We start from the raw sequence: 20,451 nt of genomic DNA on the forward strand, positions 1-20,451 counted from the left end.
GCGGCCGCCACCGGGCCGGCGTGTCTGGGCCGGTGCCCCGTGGGCATGGGGGCGCGGTGCGCGGGAGGTAGAAACAGACGCCAACGCGGGGCGCTCGTGGGAAAGGGGAACCGCTCAGGCGGCACAGCTCGCTCGCGGAGGGCGGAGGCAGACGCCGACGCGGCGCGCTCGTGGGAGCCCGGCTCGGGCCGCACAGTTCGCTCGCCGGAGGGGGACGGTCGTGGCGGCGTGCCGCGTTCGGGCGCGAGGGATCGCTGATGTCGGCGCCGGTTGTCCGTGTGCCGGGGAACGGCTAATGCCGGCGCAGCTCCCCAGCTGCGCCGGCATCTGTGCCGTCCGCCGCACCCCCGTCCCCACGGGGTTTCATGGATAGATGTCCCCGCCCGGACCGCTCTTCCGGGCCTGGGGGCGCCGCTCAGCGCCCCAGCATCGCACCCACGGACGACGCCTGTGTGGCCACCGTCTCCCAGCCGTCGAAGACGAGCAGGAGCAGGGCCGCCAGGGGAAGGGCCATGAGCGTCGCCACCAGTGGGTGGCGACGGCCCGTCCGGCGGGAGGCGAACACGGTGCGCCGCGGTGCCGGGTGGGCCATGGTCCCTCTCCTGACCGTTTCGGTTGTCATAGGCGGCGGGTGTCTGACCTCGGGGGACGAGTGCTGCACCCGCCGCTTGACCTCAAATCTAGGTGCGCGGCGGACACCGGGCGTCATGCCCTCGTACCGATTGCCGGGCCTCCCGGAGGATGAGCCACGACCTGCGGACTACTCCCCTGGGTGGAGGCGCGGGTGCGGGTCTCGGGGTCTTCCCGGAGGGGGCTGCCCGCTGTGTCCGGGCATGTCCGACGCGTCCGGCACGCCCGGTGGAGTGAGACTTCGATCACCCGTGACGGGGCCGGGAGGGGGGCGGGAGGTGGAGCGCGATCCGGTGCCCGACGCGGCCCGGGGGCTGCCCACGGCACCTCACCGGCGACCGTACCGCGCGACACCCGACACCCTCACGGGAGCCCAACTTCTGCGTCATATGCGGGGGTTGCCGTCGTACGTCCCGCCAACCGGCTGTGTCTCACGGCCCGCTGACCCGGTTTCACCTCCCCCGAACGGCGTACACAATCCGCCAGGCCGAGAGGGCGCGGCCTCTGCGCGCAGGCGGCCGTGGAAACGTAAGCTGTGCCACGTCACAGGGACCGGGCAGCGGGGATGAACATGGCGATGATGCGCCTGAGGCGCGAGGACCCGCGCGTCGTCGGCTCGTTCAGGCTTCACCGACGGCTCGGCGCGGGCGGGATGGGCGTGGTCTATCTCGGCTCCGACAAGAAGGGGCAGCGCGTCGCGCTGAAGGTGATCCGGCCCGACCTCGCGGAGGACCAGGAGTTCCGGTCGCGGTTCGCGCGCGAGGTGTCGGCGGCCCGGCGCATCCGCGGCGGATGCACGGCCCGCCTGGTCGCCGCGGACCTGGAGGCCGAGCGGCCCTGGTTCGCCACCCAGTACGTGCCCGGCCCCTCCCTGCACGACAAGGTCGCCGACGAGGGCCCCCTCTCCGCGGCGGACACCGCGGCGGTCGGCGCGGCCCTCTCCGAGGGACTGGTCGCCGTGCACGAGGCGGGTGTCGTCCACCGGGATCTGAAACCGTCCAACATTCTGCTGTCCCCCAAGGGGCCGCGGATCATCGACTTCGGCATCGCCTGGGCCACCGGTGCCTCCACCCTCACCCACGTGGGCACCGCGGTCGGCTCCCCCGGCTTCCTCGCGCCCGAGCAGGTCCGCGGCGCGGCGGTCACCCCGGCGACGGACGTGTTCTCCCTCGGCGCGACCCTGGCGTACGCCTCGACCGGTGACTCGCCCTTCGGGCACGGCAGTTCCGAGGTGATGCTGTACCGGGTGGTGCACGAGGAAGCGCAGCTGTACGGCGTACCGGACGCGCTGGCCCCGCTGATCCGGGCCTGCCTGGCCAAGGATCCCGAGGACCGGCCCAGCACCCTCCAGCTGTCGCTGCGGCTCAAGGAGATCGCCGCGCGGGAGGCGCAGGGCCTGGACGGCGCACGGCCGCCCGCGCCGCGCGCCGCCGAGGCGGACCGGCCCACCGGGCGGCTCGCCGACACCTATCCCGAACAGCAGCGCGTCCAGCGGCGTACCTCCTCCGGTACGCCGCTGCCGCGCGCGGGCGCCCCCTCCCGGAGCGGTGAGCCGTCGCGCGGCGGGATGCCCTCACGGAGTGACGGGCCGTTCCGCGGCGGGGTCGCCTCGCGCGGGGGCAGCGGTGCGCGCGGCGCGGGTGCCGCCGCCCGGCCGGGCAGGGCACGCCCCACACCGGCGCCGCGCGGTGGTGCTCCGCGCTCAGGCAGTGGCGGCCGGCCCGCTCCGCGCGGCGATTCCCGGCGGCCGGGGCAGCGCCCGTCGCGGACCGGGCGGCGGCCGGCCAATCCGCGGCTGCTGCGGCAGCGGTTGTTCGTGTTCGTGGTGGTGACGCTGCTGGTGGCGCTCGGGATCGCGGTGGCCCAGGGCTGCCAGGGGCCGGCGCGCGGGCTGGGCGGCGACGGCCGTGACGGCGGCGTACAGCGGCAGCAGGACGCGCAGCCGAGCTACCCGCCGCTGGAGAACGGCAAGCTCATGTCCGACCGGTACACCTCGACACTGAGCCGCGACGCCGGCAAGTGAGCGCCTCCCGGAACAACAGCCCCCGGGGGCGGGACGCCAGACGGCCGCCGGGGAGAAGCCCCAGGCGGTCGGGCAGGCATGACGGACCGCCCCGGCCCGCACTCCCAGGCAGCCGGCCGGGCATGACCGCCCGCCTCGGTACGACGGCCCACCCGGACACCGGCTTCCACGCGGCAAGCCCAGGCGTGACGGCCCGCCCGCCAGGCAGAGACCTCCAGGCGGTGGAACAGACATGACGGACCGCCCCGGCCCGCACTCCCAGGCGGCCGGCCGGGCATGACCGCCCGCCTCGGTACGACGGCCGCCCGGACACCGGCTCCCAAGCGGCAAGCCCAGGCGTGACGGCCCGCCAGGCAGAGACCTCCAGGCGGTGGAGCAGGCATGACGGACCGCCCCGGCCCGCACTCCCACGCAGCCGGCCGGGCATGACCGCCCGCCTCGGTACGACGGCCCACCCGGACACCGGCTTCCATGCCGTCACGCCAGGCAGGGCGGCCCGCCGGGGAGAGGCCCCGAGGCGGGCGGCGGGTGACGGCCGGGCCGCCTGGATCAGCGTTCCGACGGATCAGACGCTCGGTCGGCCTGTCGCCACCGCGTAGAACGCGACCGCGGCAGCCGCGCCCACGTTGAGCGAGTCGACGCCGTGCGACATCGGGATGCGTACCCATGTGTCGGCGGCGGCCAGCGCCCGCCCGGACAGCCCGTCGCCCTCGGCGCCCAGCATCAGCGCGACCCGGTCCCTGGTGTGCGGGGCGGCCTCGTCGAGGGTGACGGCCTTCTCGTCCGGCGTGAGGGCGAGGAGCGTGAAGCCGGCCTCGCGGACCGACTCCAGCCCCTTCGGCCAGGTCTCCAGGCGGGCGTACGGCACCGAGAACACCGCGCCCATGGAGACCTTGACGCTCCGCCGGTACAAGGGGTCGGCGCAGTCGGGTGACAGCAGCACCGCGTCCATGCCGAGGGCCGCCGCCGAGCGGAAGATCGCGCCGATGTTGGTGTGGTCGTTGACCGACTCCATGATGACGACCCGGCGGGCGGTGCGGAGCAGTTCAGCGGCCGTCGGCAGCGGCTTGCGCTGCATAGAGGCGAGCGCGCCACGGTGCACGTGGTAGCCGGTGACGCGTTCGGCGAGTTCGGGGCTCACGGCGTACACCGGGGCCGGGAGTTCGTCGATGACGTCGCGCATGACGTCGACCCACTTGGCCGAGAGCAGCATCGAGCGCGTCTCGTAGCCCGCTTCCCTGGCCCGGCGGATGACCTTCTCGCCCTCGGCGATGAACAGGCCCTCGGCGGGCTCGCGCCTGCGGCGCAGCTCGACGTCGGTCAGGCCCGTGTAGTCGGCCAGGCGCGGGTCGTCGGGATCGTCGAGGGTGATGAGCTCGGCCACAGGGTGATACTGCCTTGTCCTGGGTGGGGTGGGAACGACCGGGAACGGATGGGGCTACCGCGGGTCGGGCGGATCAGACCGCTGTCATGCGCCGGGCGTGGAGCCGGCGCGCACGACCTCGCCGATGACGATGACCGCCGGGGGCCTGACGTCCTCGGTCCGTACCGTCTCCGCGACCGTGGCGAGGGTGGCGTCCACGCGCCGCTGCGCCGCCGTGGTCCCCTCCTGGACCAGGGCGACCGGCGTCTCGGGGGACTTGCCGTGCGCGACGAGCGTCTCGGCGATCTTCCCGATCTTGTCGACGCCCATCAGGACCACCAGGGTGCCCGTGAGCCTGGCCAGCGACGGCCAGTCGACCAGGGAGCGTGCGTCGTCCGGGGCGACATGGCCGCTGACCACGGTGAACTCGTGGGCGACGCCCCGGTGGGTGACCGGGATGCCGGCCGCGCCCGGCACCGAGATCGAGCTGGAGATACCGGGGACCACCGTGCACGGGATGCCGGCCTCGGCGAGCGCCTGGACCTCTTCCATGCCCCGCCCGAAGACGTACGGGTCGCCGCCCTTGAGCCGGACGACCGCCTTGCCCTGCTTGGCGTGCTCGATGAGCGCGTTGTTGATGGCCTCCTGGGCCATGTACCGGCCGTACGGGATCTTCGCCGCGTCGATCACCTCGACGTGCGGCGGGAGTTCGGCCAGCAGGTCGCGCGGGCCCAGCCGGTCGGCGATGACGACGTCCGCCTCGGCGAGCAGCCGGCGGCCGCGGACCGTGATCAGGTCGGGGTCGCCGGGGCCGCCGCCGACCAGGGCCACACCGGTGGTGCGGGTGCGGTGGTGCGGGGCGACGAGGGTGCCGTCGCGCAGTCCCTCGACGACCGCGTCCCGGATGGCGGCGGTGTGCCGGGGGTCGCGTCCGCGCGCGTGGGTGGTGAGCACGGCGACGGTGACGCCCTCGCTGTGACCGGTCGCCGGGGTCCACGCCGTCGCCTGCTCGGCGTCGTCGGAACGCACGCACCAGACACGGTGCCGTTCGGCCTCGGCGGAGGCCCGCGTGTTGGCCTCGGTGTCGCTGGTGGCGATGAGGGCGTACCAGGCCTCGGCGAGGTCGCCGTCCTCGTACGGGCGCCGGAGCCAGGCGATCTCGCCCGCGTCCGCCATGGCCTCCACCGACGGGGTGGCCTGCGGGGAGACGAGGACGATGTCCGCGCCGGCCGCGATGAGCGCCGGGAGCCGGCGCTGGGCGACCTGGCCGCCACCGAGGACGACCACGCGGCGGCCGGAGAGGCGGAGGCCTACGGGGTAGGCGGGGTGTTCAGCCATGAGGGGCGGCTCCTCCTGCGGCGGTGCGGTGGGCCCGCTGCGACTGCGGAGCGGCCCTGACGTGCGGATTTTACGGTGCGGGCGGAGCAGACGACACGGGTGGTCCGGCAGTTGAGCACCGGGCCACCCGTGATGTCCGTGACGCCTACTTCTCGGATGTCCGTGACGCCTACTTCTCGGTGACTCCCGCCGAGTCGAACGTGGCCACCTCGTGCATCGCCCGGGCCGTGCTCTGCACCAGCGGCAGGGCCAGCAGCGCGCCCGTGCCCTCGCCGAGACGGAGGTCCAGGTCGACCAGCGGGCGCAGGCCCAGCTTGTTCAGCGCGGCGACGTGGCCCGGCTCGGCGCTGCGGTGGCCCGCGATGCAGGCCGCCAGCACCTCGGGGGCGATGGCGCGGGCCACGAGCGCGGCCGCACCGGCGCTGACGCCGTCCAGGATCACCGGCGTACGCAGCGACGCGCCGCCGAGGAGCAGGCCGACCATGGCCGCGTGCTCGAAGCCGCCGATGGCGGCCAGGACGCCGATCGGGTCGGCCGGGTCCGGCTGGTGCAGTTCCAGCGCGCGCCGGACCACCTCGGTCTTGCGGGCCAGGGTCTCGTCGTTGATGCCCGTGCCGCGGCCGGTCACCTCCGCCGGGTCGGCGCCGGTGAAGACGGAGATCAGCGCGGCGGACGCCGTGGTGTTGGCGATGCCCATCTCGCCGGTGAGCAGCGCCTTGTTGCCGGCCGCCACCAGGTCGCGGGCGGTCTCGATGCCCACCTCGATGGCCGCCCTGGCCTCCTCGCGGCTCATCGCGGGGCCGGTGGTCATGTCGGAGGTGCCGGCGCGGATCTTGCGGGGCAGCAGGCCGGGGGTGGCGGGCAGGTCGGCGACGACGCCCACGTCCACGACACACACCTCGGCGCCGACCTGGGCGGCGAAGGCGTTGCAGACCGCTCCCCCGCCCAGGAAGTTGGCCACCATCTGGGCGGTGACCTCCTGCGGCCAGGGGGTGACGCCCTGGGCGTGCACACCGTGGTCGCCCGCGAAGATCGCCACGGCGGCGGGCTCCGGGATCGGCGGCGGGCACTGGCGGGACAGCCCGGACAGCTGCGCGGAGATGATCTCCAGCATGCCGAGGGCGCCGGCCGGCTTGGTCATGCGCTTCTGACGCTCCCACGCCTCGCCGAGCGCCTTGGCGTCGAGCGGGCGGATCTGTGCGACGGTCTCGGCAAGCAGGTCGTGGGGGTCCTCTCCGGGCAGGGCGCGGCGGCCGTACGTCTCCTCGTGCACCACCCAGGACAGGGGGCGCCTCTTGGACCAGCCGGCCTGCATCAGCTCGGGCTCGTCCGGGAACTCGTCGACGTACCCGACACACAGGTAGGCGACGACCTCCAGGTGCTCGGGCAGGCCGAGCGCGCGGACCATCTCCCGCTCGTCGAAGAAGCTGACCCAGCCCACGCCGAGGCCTTCGGCACGGGCGGCGAGCCAGAGGTTCTCCACCGCGAGCGCCGAGGAGTAGGGCGCCATCTGCGGCTGGGTGTGACGGCCGAGGGTGTGCCGGCCGCCGCGGGTGGGGTCGGCGGTGACGACGATGTTGACCGGCGTGTCGAGGATGGCCTCGATCTTCAGTTCCTTGAACTGCTTCGCCCGGCCCTTCGGCAGCGACTTGGCGTACGCCTCGCGCTGGCGCATCGCCAGTTCGTGCATGGTCCGGCGGGTCTCGGCGGACCGGATGACGACGAAGTCCCAGGGCTGCGAGTGCCCCACGGAGGGCGCGGTGTGCGCGGCCTCCAGGACGCGCAGCAGCACCTCGTGCGGGATCGGGTCGCTGCGGAAGCCGTTGCGGATGTCGCGGCGCTCGCGCATCACCTTCAGGACGGCCTCGCGCTCGGCGTCGGCGTAGCCGGGTGCGGCCGGGCCGGTGGACTGTCGTGGTTCTGCCACTGCGGCCGTGCTCTCTTCCTGGTCGGCGGCCCTGGTCGGCAGGTCCTCCGCGTGCTGTACGACATCGGGGGCGGGCTCCGCCTCCGGTGCGGCGGGCTCGCCCTCGCGGGGCGCGGGCACGGTGGCCGCCACCGCCTCCGGCTGCTCCTGCGGCCCCTGGGGGGCCTGTTCGTCCCTGGGCAGGACGATGGGGTGGGGCGGGGTCGGCGCCAGGTGCGGGGTGGTGGGCACCTGCCCCTGCACCGGCACGAACTGCCCGAACGACTGCTCCGGGTGCGTGGGCTCCGAGATGACGGGGGGCGACGGCTGCTCCGGGATGGCCGAGGGCAGCGGCTGCTCCGCGTGCGGCTGCGCCGGGACGGCCGGGGGCAGCGGCTGCTCCGGGACGGCCGAGGGCAGCGGCTGGTCCGGGTTCTGAGTGTGCGTGGCGGCCGGCGCGGGGTCCGTCGGTTCGGGGTGCGCGGTGTCCGGTACGGCGGTGTCCGGAACCTGCGGCAGAGGCTGCGGGCCGGCGGGCCGGTCGGCAGCCGGGGCGGCCGGGGTCTCGGCGCCGTGCGGGGCGTGCTCGACGACCTGCGGGCCCTGCGCCTGCAACACGGTGGGCTCCATCGGCTCGGGCTCCACCGGCTCGGCCGGGGCGGCGGCCTCGGGGGCACTGTCGCCCACGGCTCGGAGGGGTACGGCGTCCTGGGCCGGGGCGGCAGGCGCGGGTGCCACGGACTCCGCTGCCTCCGCTGCCTGGTCCAAGGCGGGTTCGGCGACCGGTGCGGCGCCGGGGGCGTCCGGACCCGGCTGGACCGGAGCGGTTGCCCCGGGGCCCCCGGCCGCGCCCTGCGGGGCGACGGCCTCGACGGCCTGGGCGGCCGTCGGCTCGGCGACGCCGGCAGCTTCGTGTGCGGGAGCCGTGCCGGGGATCTGGGTGCCGTCCGGGGCCGCCGGCGCTTCGGGGACCTGGACGGCGTGTCGGGCACCGGCCGCGTCGACGGGCTCCACCACGGCCTCGACGGCGACGGGCGGTGCCTGCGTGTCGGCCTGCGCCTGGGCGGCGGCGGGAGGCTGGGGCCGCGCGGCCTCAGCGGCGTGCGCGGCTGCGGCGGCCTGCCCGGCGTGGGCGGTCTGCCCGGCGTCGGTCGGCTGGAAATCGCCGATGGGCTGCGCGGCACCGTCGATGTGGCCGGTGGCCTCGGCCGGCGCGGCGTCGCCGTGCTCGGTACCGGCGTCCGGCCAGGTGCCCGCGTGCGGCTCGGCCGGTGCGACGGGCTGAGCCGCCTCGGCGGCCGGCGCCTCAGCAGCCATCGGCTCGGCCGGGGCCGTCGCGGCCGGCGGCGTCCCGGTCACCGGGCCCGCCTCCGAGGCGTCCGCGGCAACCGGAACGGCCTCCGCGGACAGCGCACTGTCCGGCGCCCCGGCCGGTACGGCGTGGTCCGGCACCTCCTCGGCGGGAAGGTCCTCGACATGAAGGTACTGGGCGGCCGGGTCCGTCACGGGCGCCTGTGCGACCGGGGGCAGCTGGCCAGTGGTCTCCTGCCCGGCGGCCGTCCCGGCGCCCTGAGCGTGCACCGGGCCGGGTGCGCCGCCCGGCGCCTCGGCGGCCTCGTCCGGCACGGACACCGGGCCCTCGTTCGCGGTGCCGTCGGCAGCCGGCTCGGCCTGGGCAGGCGGGAACACCTCGGCCGGGAGGGTGCCGTCGGGCACCTCCGCACCGGCCACGGGCGTCTGCGCACCGTCGGCGGCGTGCGCGCTGTCGGCGTCCGGCGCCGCCGGCACGTGCGCGGCCTCGGCGACGGGCGCGTCGGCGCCCTGCGCCACCGGGACCGGGACGCCGCCGGCAGTCTGTGCCACCGGCGCGTGAACTCCTTCGGCGCCCTGCGCCACCGGCACCTGAACACCGTCGGCAGCCTCCGCCGGGGGCACCTGCGCACCCTCGGTACCAGCCGCCACCGGTGCCTGTGCGTCCCCGCCGTCCTGTCCGGCGGCCGTGGCGGACAGGACGTCGTGGGCGTGCACGACAGGTGCCTGCTCCGGGCTCCAGTGGGCGTCGGCCGGCTGTGTCCCGGCCGCGGCCTGGCCGGCGAGGCGGGTCATCGCGGCCTGAGCCGCGTCGGCCGGGTCAACCGTTTCGGCAGCCGGGACCTGGGCCGGGGCCGCGCCCCAGGGGACCGCGGTCTGGGGAACCATGTCCCGCAGCGGCTGCGCGTCGAGGTACTCGGGACCGGCGGCGACGGCCGGTCCGGGCTGCCGTACCGGGACTCCTGCGGGGCCGCGGTCGGCGAGAGAGCGGACCGGGCTCGCGGAGGCGTCCGGGATCGGCGGGCCGAGGTGCAGCGGACGGCGCGGCGGCTGGGGTGCGGACGCGGGGTCGTGCGGCGCCGAGAGGATGGGGGACGGCGGCACGGACGCCGGGCCCGAGCTGGGCAGGCGGACACCGTTGAGGTCGACCGAGCCGGTGTCCCGGCCGGCCGTCTCGTGCGGGCCCGGCTCGTGGACGGCCTCCACCACCGGTTCCGGGGCGGGGGGCGGCACTTCGTTGCCCCACGCGCCCTGGGCACCCGGCAGCAGCAGGTCTTCGTCCTCGGCGGGAGCCTCGGAGAGGTAGGTGTACGCACCGTGCGGGGGAACGCCCGGCTGCTCCACCATGCCTGCGCTCTCCGGCTGCCCCTCGCCCGGGACCTGGCCGGTGTCCGTCATGCGTACCCCTCGCCCATCGGTTGATGCTCCTACGACCCGCTCACCCGGAACGGCGCACCGCCCGCCCCGCAGTGAGAACGAGCGTCCGTGCCCAGCGGCACGAACGACCCGCCGGAAAAGGCGACAAAGCCATTCAGTGGCATTGTCCCGGTCGTCGCGCCGTCGCGACAGCGTGATCCGCGACAGCCCGCTGTGGACTGCGCCACGTTGCGCGTCCTCCGGTCCGCCGTACCACACCCACCCCAAAACGGGCGTGCGTTCCGGACATTGGCGAACGAAGTTCGGGCCGCCGGTGCGGTACAACGATCTGCCAGCCTACCGCGCGCGGTACGACAACCCGATCACGGGGCGCGATCCGGAAGTACCCCGCTGAGCAGGAACGCGACACTCCGCTCGGTCTCCGTCCAGGCCCGGGTGTCGAGTTCGACGGACTGGAGCAGGGCGCATTCGACCCGGTATCCGTGCTCGGACAGGTCGCGGCCGACGCGTTCGGCGGCGTCCCGGGTCGCGGCGTGCGTGACGATGCGCTGCGGGCGCCGGTCGGCGACCGCGAGGACGACGGCCGGTCCCCCGCCGCCGACGCGCACGACGTCCGGTTCGGGCAGGTCCTCCAGCACGTGCGGGGCGCTGCCGTGGACGACCTGGAGCTGGATGCCGCCGCGGTGGCCGGCGGCCTCGGTGCGGGCGCAGGCCGCCGGGTCGTGGTCGACGGCGATGACGGCCGCTCCGGCGAGCGCGGCCTCGGTGGCGAACGCGCCGCTGCCGCAGCCGATGTCCCAGACGAGGTCGCCGGCCCGGGGCCCGAGCCGGGCGAGTTGGGCGGCGCGCAGCAGTTCCGTCTCGCCCTCGCCGAGTCCGCCGCCGTAGGTCTCGTCGGGCTGCACCCAGCCGCGCGGGCCGGCGCCCGGGTCGCGTCCGGCGATCCAGCCGCCGCCCTCGCCGGCGCCGGCCGGTCCGCCGATGACGATGACGACGTTGGGGTCGCGCCAGATGTGGTCGGCGGCCTTGTCGGAGGTGACGACGCTGACCTGTTCGCGTGCGGTGCCCAGTTCCTCGCAGATGACGAAGGTGCGGTGCACGCCCTCCAGCAGGAGCCCGAGTTCGGCGGGGCCGGCGCCCGGCGCGGTCAGGACGGCGACCTTGGTGTGGGCGCGGCAGACGTTCACGGCCCGGCGCAGGGTGCGCGGGTGGGCGACGACGACCTGCGCGTCGTCCCAGGGCATGCCGGCGCGGGCGAAGGCGGCGGCGACGGCGGAGACCGCGGGGACGACCTCGACCTCGAGGCCGAACTCCGGCGCGCGCAGGCTGCGTACGACACCGAAGAAGCCGGGGTCGCCGTCGGCGAGCACGACCGCGGTGCCGCGGTGGGCCGCGATGCGGCGGGCGGCCAGGGCGGGGCTGCCGAGGCGGACCCGTTCGGCGGTGGGAGGCAGCTCGGGGAGTTCCAGGTGGTGGGCGGCGCCGGCCACCAGTGTGGCGGCGCCGAGGGCGGCGCGTGCCGCGGCGGTCAGCGGCGAGCCGTCCCAGCCGATCACCGTGACCCGGTCGGCCATCGTCGTCAGTCTCCAGTGGGTTGTGCGGCTCTTCCAAGGGGGCCCGGGGCGGGCTCCGTGAGGGTACCCGGTGGGGTGCGGGGGCCGGGCGCCGGCGGGCTCAGTTCCAGTCCGGGTACGACGTGAATCCGTCGGCGGCCGCCTGCTGCTCACCGACTCCGGCGAGGTCCTCCGGCAGCAGGCTCCAGAGGATGACGTCCGTGCGTACCTCGGTCCAGTAACCGTTCCCGGTCCTGGCGCGTGCTATCCAGGCGTTGCGGAGGACGCCCTCGCTGATGCAGCCGATCCGCTGGGCCACCTGCTGGGAGGCGGTGTTGCCGGCGGCGGTGCGTAGTTCGAGGCGCTCGAACTTCTGGTCGTGGAAGAGCCACTCGGCGATGGCGAGGACGGATTCGGAGGCGTATCCCTCGCCGCGGGCCCAGGGGGCGATGACGTAGGCGATCTCGCTGGAGCGGATGCGCCGGTCCGTGTTCTTCAGATGCACGGTGCCGACGAGCCGCTGGGTGAGGAACTCGGTGACGGCCAGGACGATGCCCCGGCCCCCGGTACGCTCGTCGGGAGCCGACCGGGTGATCCACTCGTGGGCGTGGGCCTCGGTGTAGGGGTGCGGGACGGTGGTCCAGGCGATGACCTGTTCGTCGTTCATCATCTCGGCCAGGGCGGGGACGTCGTCCTCGTCGAAGGGGCGCAGCACCAACCGCTCCGTGCTGATGGAGATGTTGGGGAAGGTGCTCGTCATGCGCCGCTCCGTAACCTTCGGTGGTTCTCGAAAGACCGTCAGGCCTGCTGAAGTGCCAGCATAGGACGGCGGTGGCACCGGCGGCCGAGGGGCCGACGGTGCCACCGCCGTCGCGATCGGAAGCGGGGGATCAGGCGCGACGGACCGGAAGGAGGGTCAGAAGGAGGGGATCAGAAGGAGGGGATGACCGAACCCTGGTACTTGTCCTCGATGAACTTCTTGACCTCGGGCGAGGTGAGGAGCTTGGCGAGCTTCTTGACCCGCGGGTCCGTCTCGTTGCCCTTCTTCACGGCGAGGAAGTTGCCGTACGGGCTGTTCTTCGCGGACTCCAGGACCAGGGCCTCCTTCGCGGGCTTGATGCCGGCGGAGATGGCGTAGTTGCCGTTGATCACGGCCGCGTCCACGTCGTCCAGGGAGCGCGCGGTCTGGGCCGCCTCGACCTCCTTGAACTTGAGGTTCCTGGGGTTCTTGGCGATGTCCTGCGGGGTGGCCTCGGTGCCGACGCCGCCCTTGAGGGTGATCAGCCCGTGGGAGGCGAGCAGCTTCAGGGCGCGGGCCTCGTTGACGGCGTCGTTCGGGACGGCGATGGTCGCACCGCTCTTGAGGGCGTCGGCCTTCTTGATCTTGTGGGAGTAGAGGCCGAGCGGCTCCAGGTGCACCGTGACGACGGGCACGATGTGCGTGCCGCGCTTCTTGTTGAAGTCGTCGAGGTAGGGCTGGTTCTGGAAGTAGTTGGCGTCCACGTCACCGTCTTCGGTCGCCGTGTTCGGCGTGATGTAGTCGGTGAACTCCCGGACCTCCAGGTCGAGGCCCGCCTTCTTCGCCAGGTTCTTCTTGACGTAGTTGAGGATCTCGGCGTGCGGGGTGGGGCTCGCGGCGACGACCAGCGGACCGCTGTGGTCGGAGGAGCCGGAGCCCTTGTCCGAGCCGCAGGCGGTGAGCCCGAGGGTGAGGGCTCCGGCGGCGAGGACGGCGGTGGTGAGCTTGGCGGTGTTACGCACGAAAAGTGCCTTTCCTTATGGGTGGTGCGACCCCGTGTCGGGTTACGGGGGTCTTCGGGGGGACGGTCAGGCGACCTTGCCGATGTCGGCCGCCGCGGGCTCCTTGGCCTTGAGCAGGCGGAGCCGGGGGCCGGGGCCGGAGCGGGCGCCGCGGCGGTGCAGCGAGCGGGCCGCGAGGTCGCCGGCGAACTGGATGACGGTGATGACGACGGCGAGGATCGCCACGATCACCCACATCAGTCCGGTCTCGAAGCGCTGGTAGCCGTAGCGGACGGCGAGGTCGCCGAGGCCGCCGGCGCCCACGGTGCCGGCCATCGCGGAGTAGCCGATGAGCGCGACGAGGGTGGTGGTGGCCGAGGCGATCAGGGAGGGCAGGGCCTCGGGCACCAGGACCTTGCGGACGATGGTGAAGGTGCTGCCGCCCATCGACTGCACGGCCTCGACGAGCCCGCCGTCCACTTCGCGGACAGCCGTCTCGACGAGCCGGGCGAAGAACGGGATGGCGCCGATGGCCAGCGGCACGATGGCCGCGTCACGGCCGATGCTGGTGCCGGTGACGAAGCGGGTGACGTTGGTCAGCGCGACCATGAGGATGATGAACGGCATCGAGCGGGTGATGTTCACGACCTGCCCGAGGACCTTGTTCACCACGACGTTCTGGAGCAGGCCGCCGCGTTCGGTGAGGACGAGCAGGATGCCCAGCGGCAGACCGCCGACGACGGCGATGAGCGTGGACCACCCGACCATGTAGAGGGTGTTCCAACACTCGGGCTCCAGCAGCTCCCACATCTCGGACCAGGTCACTTCGCACCTTCCTTGACCAGCGGGGACTCGTCGCCCTCGTGGCCGATGACATCGATCTGGAGGCCCTGCTCGCGCAGGAATCCGACGGGCACCACGTTGTCCTCGTAGCGGCCGGGCAGTTCGATGCGCATCCGGCCGATCTGGAGGCCGCCGACGGTGTCGATGGCGGCGCCGAGGATCGAGATGTCGATGTTGTAGGTGCGCGAGAGCTGGGAGATGACCGGCTGGGTGGCGGCCTCGCCGTGGAAGGTGACGTCGAGGACGGTCCGGTCGGTGCCGGAGGCCTCGCCGCCCACCGGGAACAGCGCGGCGGCGAGCGTGGAGCCCGGCGTGGCCAGCAGTTCGCCGACGGTGCCGGATTCCACGATGCGGCCCCGCTCCATCAGGGCGGCGGAATCGCAGACCGACTTCACGACGTCCATCTCGTGGGTGATGAGCAGGACGGTGAGGCCGAGCTGCCGGTTCAGGTCGCGCAGCAGCTGGAGGATGGAGCGGGTGGTCTCGGGGTCGAGGGCGCTGGTGGCCTCGTCGGAGAGCAGCACCTTGGGGTCGCCGGCGAGGGCGCGGGCGATGCCGACGCGCTGCTTCTGTCCGCCGGAGAGCTGGGCCGGGAAGGCCTTGGCCTTGTCGCCGAGGCCGACCAGGTCCAGCAGTTCCAGGGCCTTGCGGGAGCGTTCCCTGCCGGACTTGCCGAGGATCTCCAGCGGCAGTTCGACGTTGTCCTGGACGGTCCGCGTGGAGAGCAGGTTGAAGTGCTGGAAGACCATGCCGATCCGGCTGCGGGCGCGGCGCAGTTCCCGGCCGGCGCGCGGGCCGCGGCCGGCCAGGGCGGTGAGGTCCTGCCCGGCGACGGTCACGGTGCCGGAGGTGGGGCGCTCCAGCAGGTTGACGCAGCGGATGAGGGAGGACTTGCCGGCGCCGGACTGGCCGATGACGCCGTAGACCTCGCCTTCGCGGACGTGCAGGTCGACGCCGTCGAGGGCGGTGACCTCACGGCCGCGGGAGCGGTAGACCTTGGTCAGGCCCGAGGTGGTGATCACGTGGGTTTCCGTCACTGTCGAGTGCGCGGGCGCGGGTGTGCCCGGGCACGAATGCGTGGTGTGCGTTCGGTCAGGGACGCGGCACGGTTCTCGGGTGGCGGGGGAACCGGGGAGAACGGCGTGTGCGCGCGGCGGCCTCGGTCACGTGCGCCGGGGTGCCGGCGCGGGACGGGCCACGGCTCTCGCTTCGGGGCGCGAGGCTCGGCTGGTGCGGGGGCCCTCTAGAAGGCGCACATTCGACACGGACACATACAGCGAGCACCGGGCGTGCTGGTCGCCTCGGTCGCAAGGATGCGGCTGCTCGTCGTGGTCATGCGATCAGTAAAGCAGACGTACGGTCCTGACCGGTCGCCGCTGTCCGGATAGTGGACAGCCGCGGACAGGGTTCAGCCGCGGACGGTGATCTCCACGGTTTCGTCGGTGACCAGGGCCGACAGGGCCGACAGGTCCGGCACCACCAGGTCGGCGTCCAGCTCGCGCGCCGGGTGCGTTGTGGCCAATGCCACGGTGGTCATGCCGGCCGCGCGGCCCGCCCGGAGTCCGGCGGGGGCGTCCTCGAAGACGACGCAGCGGGCCGGGTCCACGCCGAGCTGCCGGGCGGCGAGCAGGTAGGGCTCGGGGTCGGGCTTGCCGCGGGTGACGTCGTCCGCCGAGACCAGGGCCTTCGGCGAGATGCCGACGGCGGCCAGGCGGGCCTCGGCCAGGCGGCGGGTGGCGGAGGTGACCACGGCCCAGCGGTCGGCCGGCAGGGAGTCCAGGAAGGCCCGGGTGCCGGGCAGCAGGCGCACACCGCCGTCGGGTACGTCCTCGACCTCCAGCTGCTCGACCCGGGCGACGGCCTCGGGGACCAGGCGGGCGGGCAGCAGGTCGCCGACTATCTCGACCGCGGTGCGTCCGTGCAGCTCCACGCGCCCGAACTCCTCCGCGGTGATCCCGTACTCCCGCGCCCAGCGGGTCCAGCAGCGCTCGACGGAGTCGAGGGAGGAGACGAGGGTGCCGTCGTTGTCGAACAGGAGGGCGTGTGCGTGGATCGTCATGGTTGCGACCCTACGGTGTACGCCGGGGTCGGCGGCGGTGGGCCTTTTCCGCCGTAATAGGGTCACGGCATGCTCAACGTCCTGATGCTGGTGACCGGGGTCGCCGCGCTGTTGCTCGCCGCCTGGTGCGGCTGGGCCGCGTACCGCGACCAGCCGACCAAGGACTGGCATTTCATCGGCATGGCGGTGGTGTCGCTGCTGGCGGTGATCCAGCTGGTGGCCGGGATCGTGCTGCTGGTCCGGGGCGAGAAGCCGGAGCAGGGCACGACGATCTTCGTGTCGTATCTGCTGGGCGCGTTCGCGTGCGTCCCGGCGGCGGGTTTCATGTCACTGGCCGAGCGCACGCGCTGGGGTTCGGTGACGGTCGCGGCCGGCGCCGTGGTGCTGGCCGTGCTGGAAGTGCGGCTCTACGACATCTGGGGAGGCTGAGGTGACCGCGGTGGAGGAGAAGCCGGTCCGGCTGATCAGCGGGCCTGGCCTGCTGCTCGTCTGGTTCTACGGCGTGATGGTGGTCGGCGCGCTGTCGCGGTCGGCGTACCAGATCGCCACGGAGTTCGACCGGGCGCCGCTGGCGTACTCCCTGTCGGCCGTGGCCGGTGTCGTGTACGCGTTCATCACGTACACGCTGGTGCGGGGCGGGGAGACGGCCCGGCGGGCGGCGTCGGTGTGCTGCGCCGCCGAGCTGGCCGGGGTGCTGCTCGTCGGTACGTGGACGCTGGTCGACCGCTCGGCCTTCCCGGACGCCACCGTGTGGTCCGACTACGGCATGGGCTACGTCTTCATCCCCGTGCTGCTGCCGCTGTCCGCCTTGTACTGGCTGCGCAGGGCGCGGGACCGCAAGGGCGCCTGAGGGCGACGGCCCGGGGACCGCGCGGGCCGGCCGCGCGGTTCCGGGCACCCCTCGCGGGGCACCGTGCCTCAGGCCGTCTGCGCGTACTCCCCGGCCGGCTTCTCCAGGATGATCATGTCGACGCCGTCGGCGCCCTTGGCCCGGCCCACCGTCTGGTATCCCACCCGGCGGTACAGCCGCAGGTTGCCCTCGCTGCGGTGGCCGGCGACGAGGCGGAACCGGGTGGCGCCGCGCTCCCCGGCCAGTGCCGTCTCGGCCGCGCGCAGCAGACGGGCACCGATGCCGTGGCCCTGGAGGCGCGGGTGGACGCAGAGCTTGCCGATGGCCGCGGCGCCGTCGTCGGTGACCCTGCCGCGCACGGAGCCGACCACCTCCTCGCCGAGCCGGGCGACGAAGACGCAGTCGCCGTCGACCTCCTGGCGGACGGACTCCAGGGTCTGGACGAGCGGGTCGATGCGGTAGTTGCCGTACAGCGCCGCCTCACTCTGGAAGCACAGGTACTGGAGCCTGAAGATCTGCTCCGCGTCCTGCCCGGTCGCCACCGAGATGGTCACGCTCATGCCCATGTGCGCACGCCTCCCGCTCACCTGATCACCTGTCGTCCCCCACTCCTATCCCCGCGCTCCGCGGGAAGCAACCTCCGGGCTGAGCAAACGCCGCAGACATCCCAGACATCTGGAGCGTTCCGGCCCGAGACTGCCCTGTGAGATACCCAACTCCCCCGCGATTTCCCGGTAGGTGGGGTCCTTCGGGGAGAGCAGGGCCTCCAGGAGGCGGGGGCAGCGGCCGGGCAGGCGGCGGACGGCGTCCCGCAGCGCGCGGTACCGGGCGGCCGTGAGGGCGTCCTGCTCGGGGCCGGGACGGGCGTCGTCGGCCGGCTCGACGGCGTACGGACGTTCCAGGCGGATGGTGCGGCGGGTGCGGCGGGCCTCCGCGCGCACGGCCCTGCGCAGCCAGCCCTGCGGGTCCGGCGGCGGCCCGTCGGTCTCCAGCCGCTCCAGCAGGCGGAGCCAGACCGCCTGTTCCAGGTCGCCCGGCTCGCTCCCGGAGGCATATGCCTCGGCGGAGGCCTCGGCGGTGAGCAGGGGGTGCAGGGCGGCTACCAGGTCGGGCGTCATATGCGGAACGACGAGCCGCCCCGGCGGCGGGTTGCCGGGGCGGCGCAGAGTCACCCCTGACGGGGGGCCGGGGCGTGCGCAGGTTGACGCGCTCAGCGGTTCAGGAAGTCCTCGCGGGCGAGGAGCCCGGTGTCGGCGTTGTCGGTGAAGACACCGTCGATGCCGGTCGCGAAGTACGTCCTGAAGGCGCCGAGGGCGTCGCCGTACCCGTCGGCCGCGCCGCCCTTGCGGTACTCGGCGGGCAGGAAGGGGTTCTCGTTGCGCATGGTGTAGGGGTGCAGGACCAGGCCCACCCTGTGCGCGTCGGCGACCAGCGTGGTGGGCCGGCCGAGGGTGCCGTCCGTGTTCCGGGGGATGACCAGGTCCAGGGTCGGGCCTATGCCCTGCGCGTAGCCGGCGATCTCCCGCAGCCCCCTGGGGGTGATGAGGTCGGCGACCGTACGCGGGTCGCCGGCCGCGACGAAGTCGTACGGGCGGCTGTCCGCCGAGGAGAGCAGGACGACCAGCGGGTTGTCGACCAGCCGGTTCAGCCGCTGGATGCTGGTCGGTTCGAACGACTGGAGGATGACCGGCGCGTTCCTGCCGTCCTTGCCGTACTTGCGCAGCAGCTTCGCCACCCGCTCCTCCAGGGGGAGGCCCAGCCCGCGGAAGTAGGTGGGGTGCTTGGTCTCGGGGTAGATCCAGACCTGCCTGCCGCGCCTGCGGGTCTGCTCGTCCTGCCACTGGAGGACTTCCTCGAAGGTGGGGATCTGCCAGCGGCCGTTGTAGAGGGTGTTGTGCGGCCGGTTGGCCGGGATGCGCTCGACCGCGCGCAGCGTCTTCAGCTCGGCGAGCGCGAAGTCCTCGGTGAACCAGCCGGTGGTGGAGACGCCGTCCAGCACCTTGGTGGTCCTGCGGTCGGCGAACTCGGGGTGGGAGGCGACGTCCGTGGTGCCGCCGATCTCCGGTTCGTGCCGGCAGACCAGGTGGCCGTCCTTGGTGGGCACCAGGTCGCCCGCCTCGACGACGTCGGCGCCCAGGTCCAGGGCCAGCTCGTACGAGCCGAAGGTGTGCTCGGGGCGGTAGCCGCTGGCGCCCCGGTGGCCGATGATCGTCGGCACCGGCAGGCTCTTCAGCCCTCGGCCCCCGTGCCCAGCCGTCCGGGTCCCGGCGGCCCGGGCCGTGCCGGGCAGCCCGAGGGCCGCTCCGCCCGCGCCGAGCACCGCCGCGCCCAGGAGCGCCCGCCGTCCCGTTCCCTGCGTCTGCCCGTTCGCCTGGTCGCTGTCCATGAGCGCTCTCCTGCCGCCTTCGCCCTGTGTCCTGATCTCGGCGCTCCGTCTGCCGGGCCGCGCCTCGGTGCGGCCCGATCGTAGGGGCGGGCACATGACGGGAGGGAGACCCCGGCGCGAACACCGGGGTGCGGTCGTCTGTCCGCTCGGGCGGCGCAGGGTGACGGGCCGTCGGTGCGGCGGGTTCCCGGGGCGCGCGATGTGCGTCACATCGGCGCGGGGACGTGACGGGCCGCCACCGGCACGCAACCGCAGGTAAACCCGCGTCAACTCTTCGTAAGGCCTCGGTGAACCCGACGTTCCCGATGTGCGCCCGGACCGGACCCGCGAGTAATGTCCTCACCTGCACAGACTCATATCGCTTCCCTCGCCGTCGGAGGACCCGTTGTCCCGCTTCGCGCTCATCAAGGCAGTGCTCGGACCGATCATGCGTCTGATGTTCCGCCCACAGGTGGAGGGCGCGGAGCACATCCCCGGGGACGGCCCGGTGATCCTGGCCGGTAATCACCTCACCTTCATCGACTCGATCGTGCTGCCGGTGGTCACCAAGCGGCAGGTGTGCTTCATCGGCAAGGACGAGTACGTCACCGGCAAGGGCCTCAAGGGCCGGCTGATGGCGTGGTTCTTCACCGGCGTCGGCATGATCCCGGTCGACCGGGACGGGGCGAACGGCGGCGTGGCCGCGCTCATGACGGGGCGCCGGATCCTGGAGGAGGGCCGGGTCTTCGGCATCTACCCGGAGGGCACGCGGTCGCCCGACGGCCGGCTGTACCGGGGGCGCACGGGTATCGCGCGGCTGACGCTGATGACCGGCGCACCGGTGGTCCCGTTCGCCATGATCGGCACGGACAAGCTCCAGCCGGGCGGCAAGGGCTTCCCGCGGCCGGGGCGGGTCACCGTCCGGTTCGGTGCGGCCATGGAGTTCTCCCGGTACGAGGGCATGGACCGGGACCGGTACGTGCTGCGGGCGGTGACGGATTCCGTGATGACCGAGGTGATGCGGCTGTCCGGTCAGGAGTACGTCGACATGTACGCCACGAAGGCGAAGGCGGCATAGCCGGGTTCCGGTCCG

The 20,451-nt window shown here is 73.7% G+C and carries 17 protein-coding genes; 4 read left to right on the forward strand and 13 right to left on the reverse strand.

Features of this window, described 5'->3' with window-relative positions:
* Positions 1 to 415 precede the first annotated feature (415 nt).
* Positions 416 to 592: a hypothetical protein gene (locus ABZ117_RS28390; protein ID WP_356824644.1), complete on the reverse strand. Its 177-nt coding sequence runs from the start codon at positions 590 to 592 to the stop codon at positions 416 to 418.
* A 603-nt stretch (positions 593 to 1,195) separates the two neighbouring features.
* Between ABZ117_RS28390 and ABZ117_RS28395 the strand changes: the two genes are divergently transcribed.
* Positions 1,196 to 2,653, forward strand: coding sequence for a serine/threonine-protein kinase (locus ABZ117_RS28395; protein WP_356824645.1), 1,458 nt, complete (start codon positions 1,196 to 1,198; stop codon positions 2,651 to 2,653).
* A 565-nt stretch (positions 2,654 to 3,218) separates the two neighbouring features.
* On the opposite strand, the gene ABZ117_RS28400 is transcribed toward ABZ117_RS28395, so the two are convergent.
* From ABZ117_RS28400 to ABZ117_RS28440, 9 genes are all read right to left on the reverse strand, one after another.
* On the reverse strand, positions 3,219 to 4,037 hold the full coding sequence (locus tag ABZ117_RS28400; protein WP_356824646.1) for an RNA methyltransferase: 819 nt from the start codon (positions 4,035 to 4,037) through the stop codon (positions 3,219 to 3,221).
* Between the two features lie 84 nt (positions 4,038 to 4,121).
* Positions 4,122 to 5,354 carry a uroporphyrinogen-III C-methyltransferase gene (cobA, locus tag ABZ117_RS28405; protein ID WP_356824647.1) on the reverse strand — a complete coding sequence of 411 codons (1,233 nt, stop codon included), beginning with the start codon at positions 5,352 to 5,354 and terminating at the stop codon, positions 4,122 to 4,124.
* A gap of 169 nt (positions 5,355 to 5,523) precedes the next feature.
* A complete protein-coding gene (gene cobT / locus ABZ117_RS28410) occupies positions 5,524 to 9,969 on the reverse strand; it encodes a nicotinate-nucleotide--dimethylbenzimidazole phosphoribosyltransferase (protein WP_356824648.1) in 4,446 nt (1,481 codons plus the stop codon).
* A 341-nt stretch (positions 9,970 to 10,310) separates the two neighbouring features.
* A complete protein-coding gene (gene cbiE / locus ABZ117_RS28415) occupies positions 10,311 to 11,522 on the reverse strand; it encodes a precorrin-6y C5,15-methyltransferase (decarboxylating) subunit CbiE (RefSeq protein WP_356824649.1) in 1,212 nt (403 codons plus the stop codon).
* Between the two features lie 100 nt (positions 11,523 to 11,622).
* Complete coding sequence (locus ABZ117_RS28420) at positions 11,623 to 12,261, reverse strand: GNAT family N-acetyltransferase (protein WP_356824650.1); 639 nt, start codon at positions 12,259 to 12,261, stop codon at positions 11,623 to 11,625.
* A 170-nt stretch (positions 12,262 to 12,431) separates the two neighbouring features.
* Complete coding sequence (locus tag ABZ117_RS28425) at positions 12,432 to 13,262, reverse strand: MetQ/NlpA family ABC transporter substrate-binding protein (RefSeq protein WP_356824651.1); 831 nt, start codon at positions 13,260 to 13,262, stop codon at positions 12,432 to 12,434.
* 66 nt (positions 13,263 to 13,328) lie between these two features.
* Positions 13,329 to 14,066, reverse strand: coding sequence for a methionine ABC transporter permease (locus ABZ117_RS28430; RefSeq protein ID WP_356824652.1), 738 nt, complete (start codon positions 14,064 to 14,066; stop codon positions 13,329 to 13,331).
* On the reverse strand, positions 14,063 to 15,106 hold the full coding sequence (locus tag ABZ117_RS28435; RefSeq protein ID WP_356824653.1) for an ATP-binding cassette domain-containing protein: 1,044 nt from the start codon (positions 15,104 to 15,106) through the stop codon (positions 14,063 to 14,065). The genes ABZ117_RS28430 and ABZ117_RS28435 overlap by 4 nt, the downstream gene beginning before the upstream one ends.
* Positions 15,107 to 15,492: 386 nt before the next feature.
* Positions 15,493 to 16,143, reverse strand: a complete 651-nt coding sequence (locus tag ABZ117_RS28440; RefSeq protein WP_356824654.1) for an HAD family hydrolase — start codon at positions 16,141 to 16,143, stop codon at positions 15,493 to 15,495.
* Between the two features lie 69 nt (positions 16,144 to 16,212).
* Here ABZ117_RS28440 and ABZ117_RS28445 point away from each other — a divergent pair, with 69 nt between their 5' ends.
* Entirely contained in the window at positions 16,213 to 16,572 is a 360-nt protein-coding gene (locus tag ABZ117_RS28445; RefSeq protein ID WP_356824655.1) for a hypothetical protein, read from the forward strand.
* A 1-nt stretch (position 16,573) separates the two neighbouring features.
* Positions 16,574 to 16,993: a hypothetical protein gene (locus tag ABZ117_RS28450; protein WP_356824656.1), complete on the forward strand. Its 420-nt coding sequence runs from the start codon at positions 16,574 to 16,576 to the stop codon at positions 16,991 to 16,993.
* A gap of 68 nt (positions 16,994 to 17,061) precedes the next feature.
* Here the strand turns inward: ABZ117_RS28450 and ABZ117_RS28455 are convergent, their stop codons facing one another.
* The 3 genes from ABZ117_RS28455 to ABZ117_RS28465 form a co-directional block, all read right to left on the reverse strand.
* Entirely contained in the window at positions 17,062 to 17,559 is a 498-nt protein-coding gene (locus ABZ117_RS28455; protein WP_356824701.1) for a GNAT family N-acetyltransferase, read from the reverse strand.
* Positions 17,560 to 17,604: 45 nt separating this feature from the next.
* Entirely contained in the window at positions 17,605 to 18,111 is a 507-nt protein-coding gene (locus ABZ117_RS28460) for a sigma-70 family RNA polymerase sigma factor (RefSeq protein WP_356824657.1), read from the reverse strand.
* Between the two features lie 92 nt (positions 18,112 to 18,203).
* Positions 18,204 to 19,379, reverse strand: a complete 1,176-nt coding sequence (locus ABZ117_RS28465) for a glycerophosphodiester phosphodiesterase (protein ID WP_356824658.1) — start codon at positions 19,377 to 19,379, stop codon at positions 18,204 to 18,206.
* Between the two features lie 385 nt (positions 19,380 to 19,764).
* Between ABZ117_RS28465 and ABZ117_RS28470 the strand changes: the two genes are divergently transcribed.
* Complete coding sequence (locus ABZ117_RS28470) at positions 19,765 to 20,436, forward strand: lysophospholipid acyltransferase family protein (protein WP_356824659.1); 672 nt, start codon at positions 19,765 to 19,767, stop codon at positions 20,434 to 20,436.
* Positions 20,437 to 20,451: the final 15 nt, after the last annotated feature.

It is taken from the genome of Streptomyces sp. NPDC006309 (assembly GCF_040613095.1).
GTDB lineage: Bacteria > Actinomycetota > Actinomycetes > Streptomycetales > Streptomycetaceae > Streptomyces.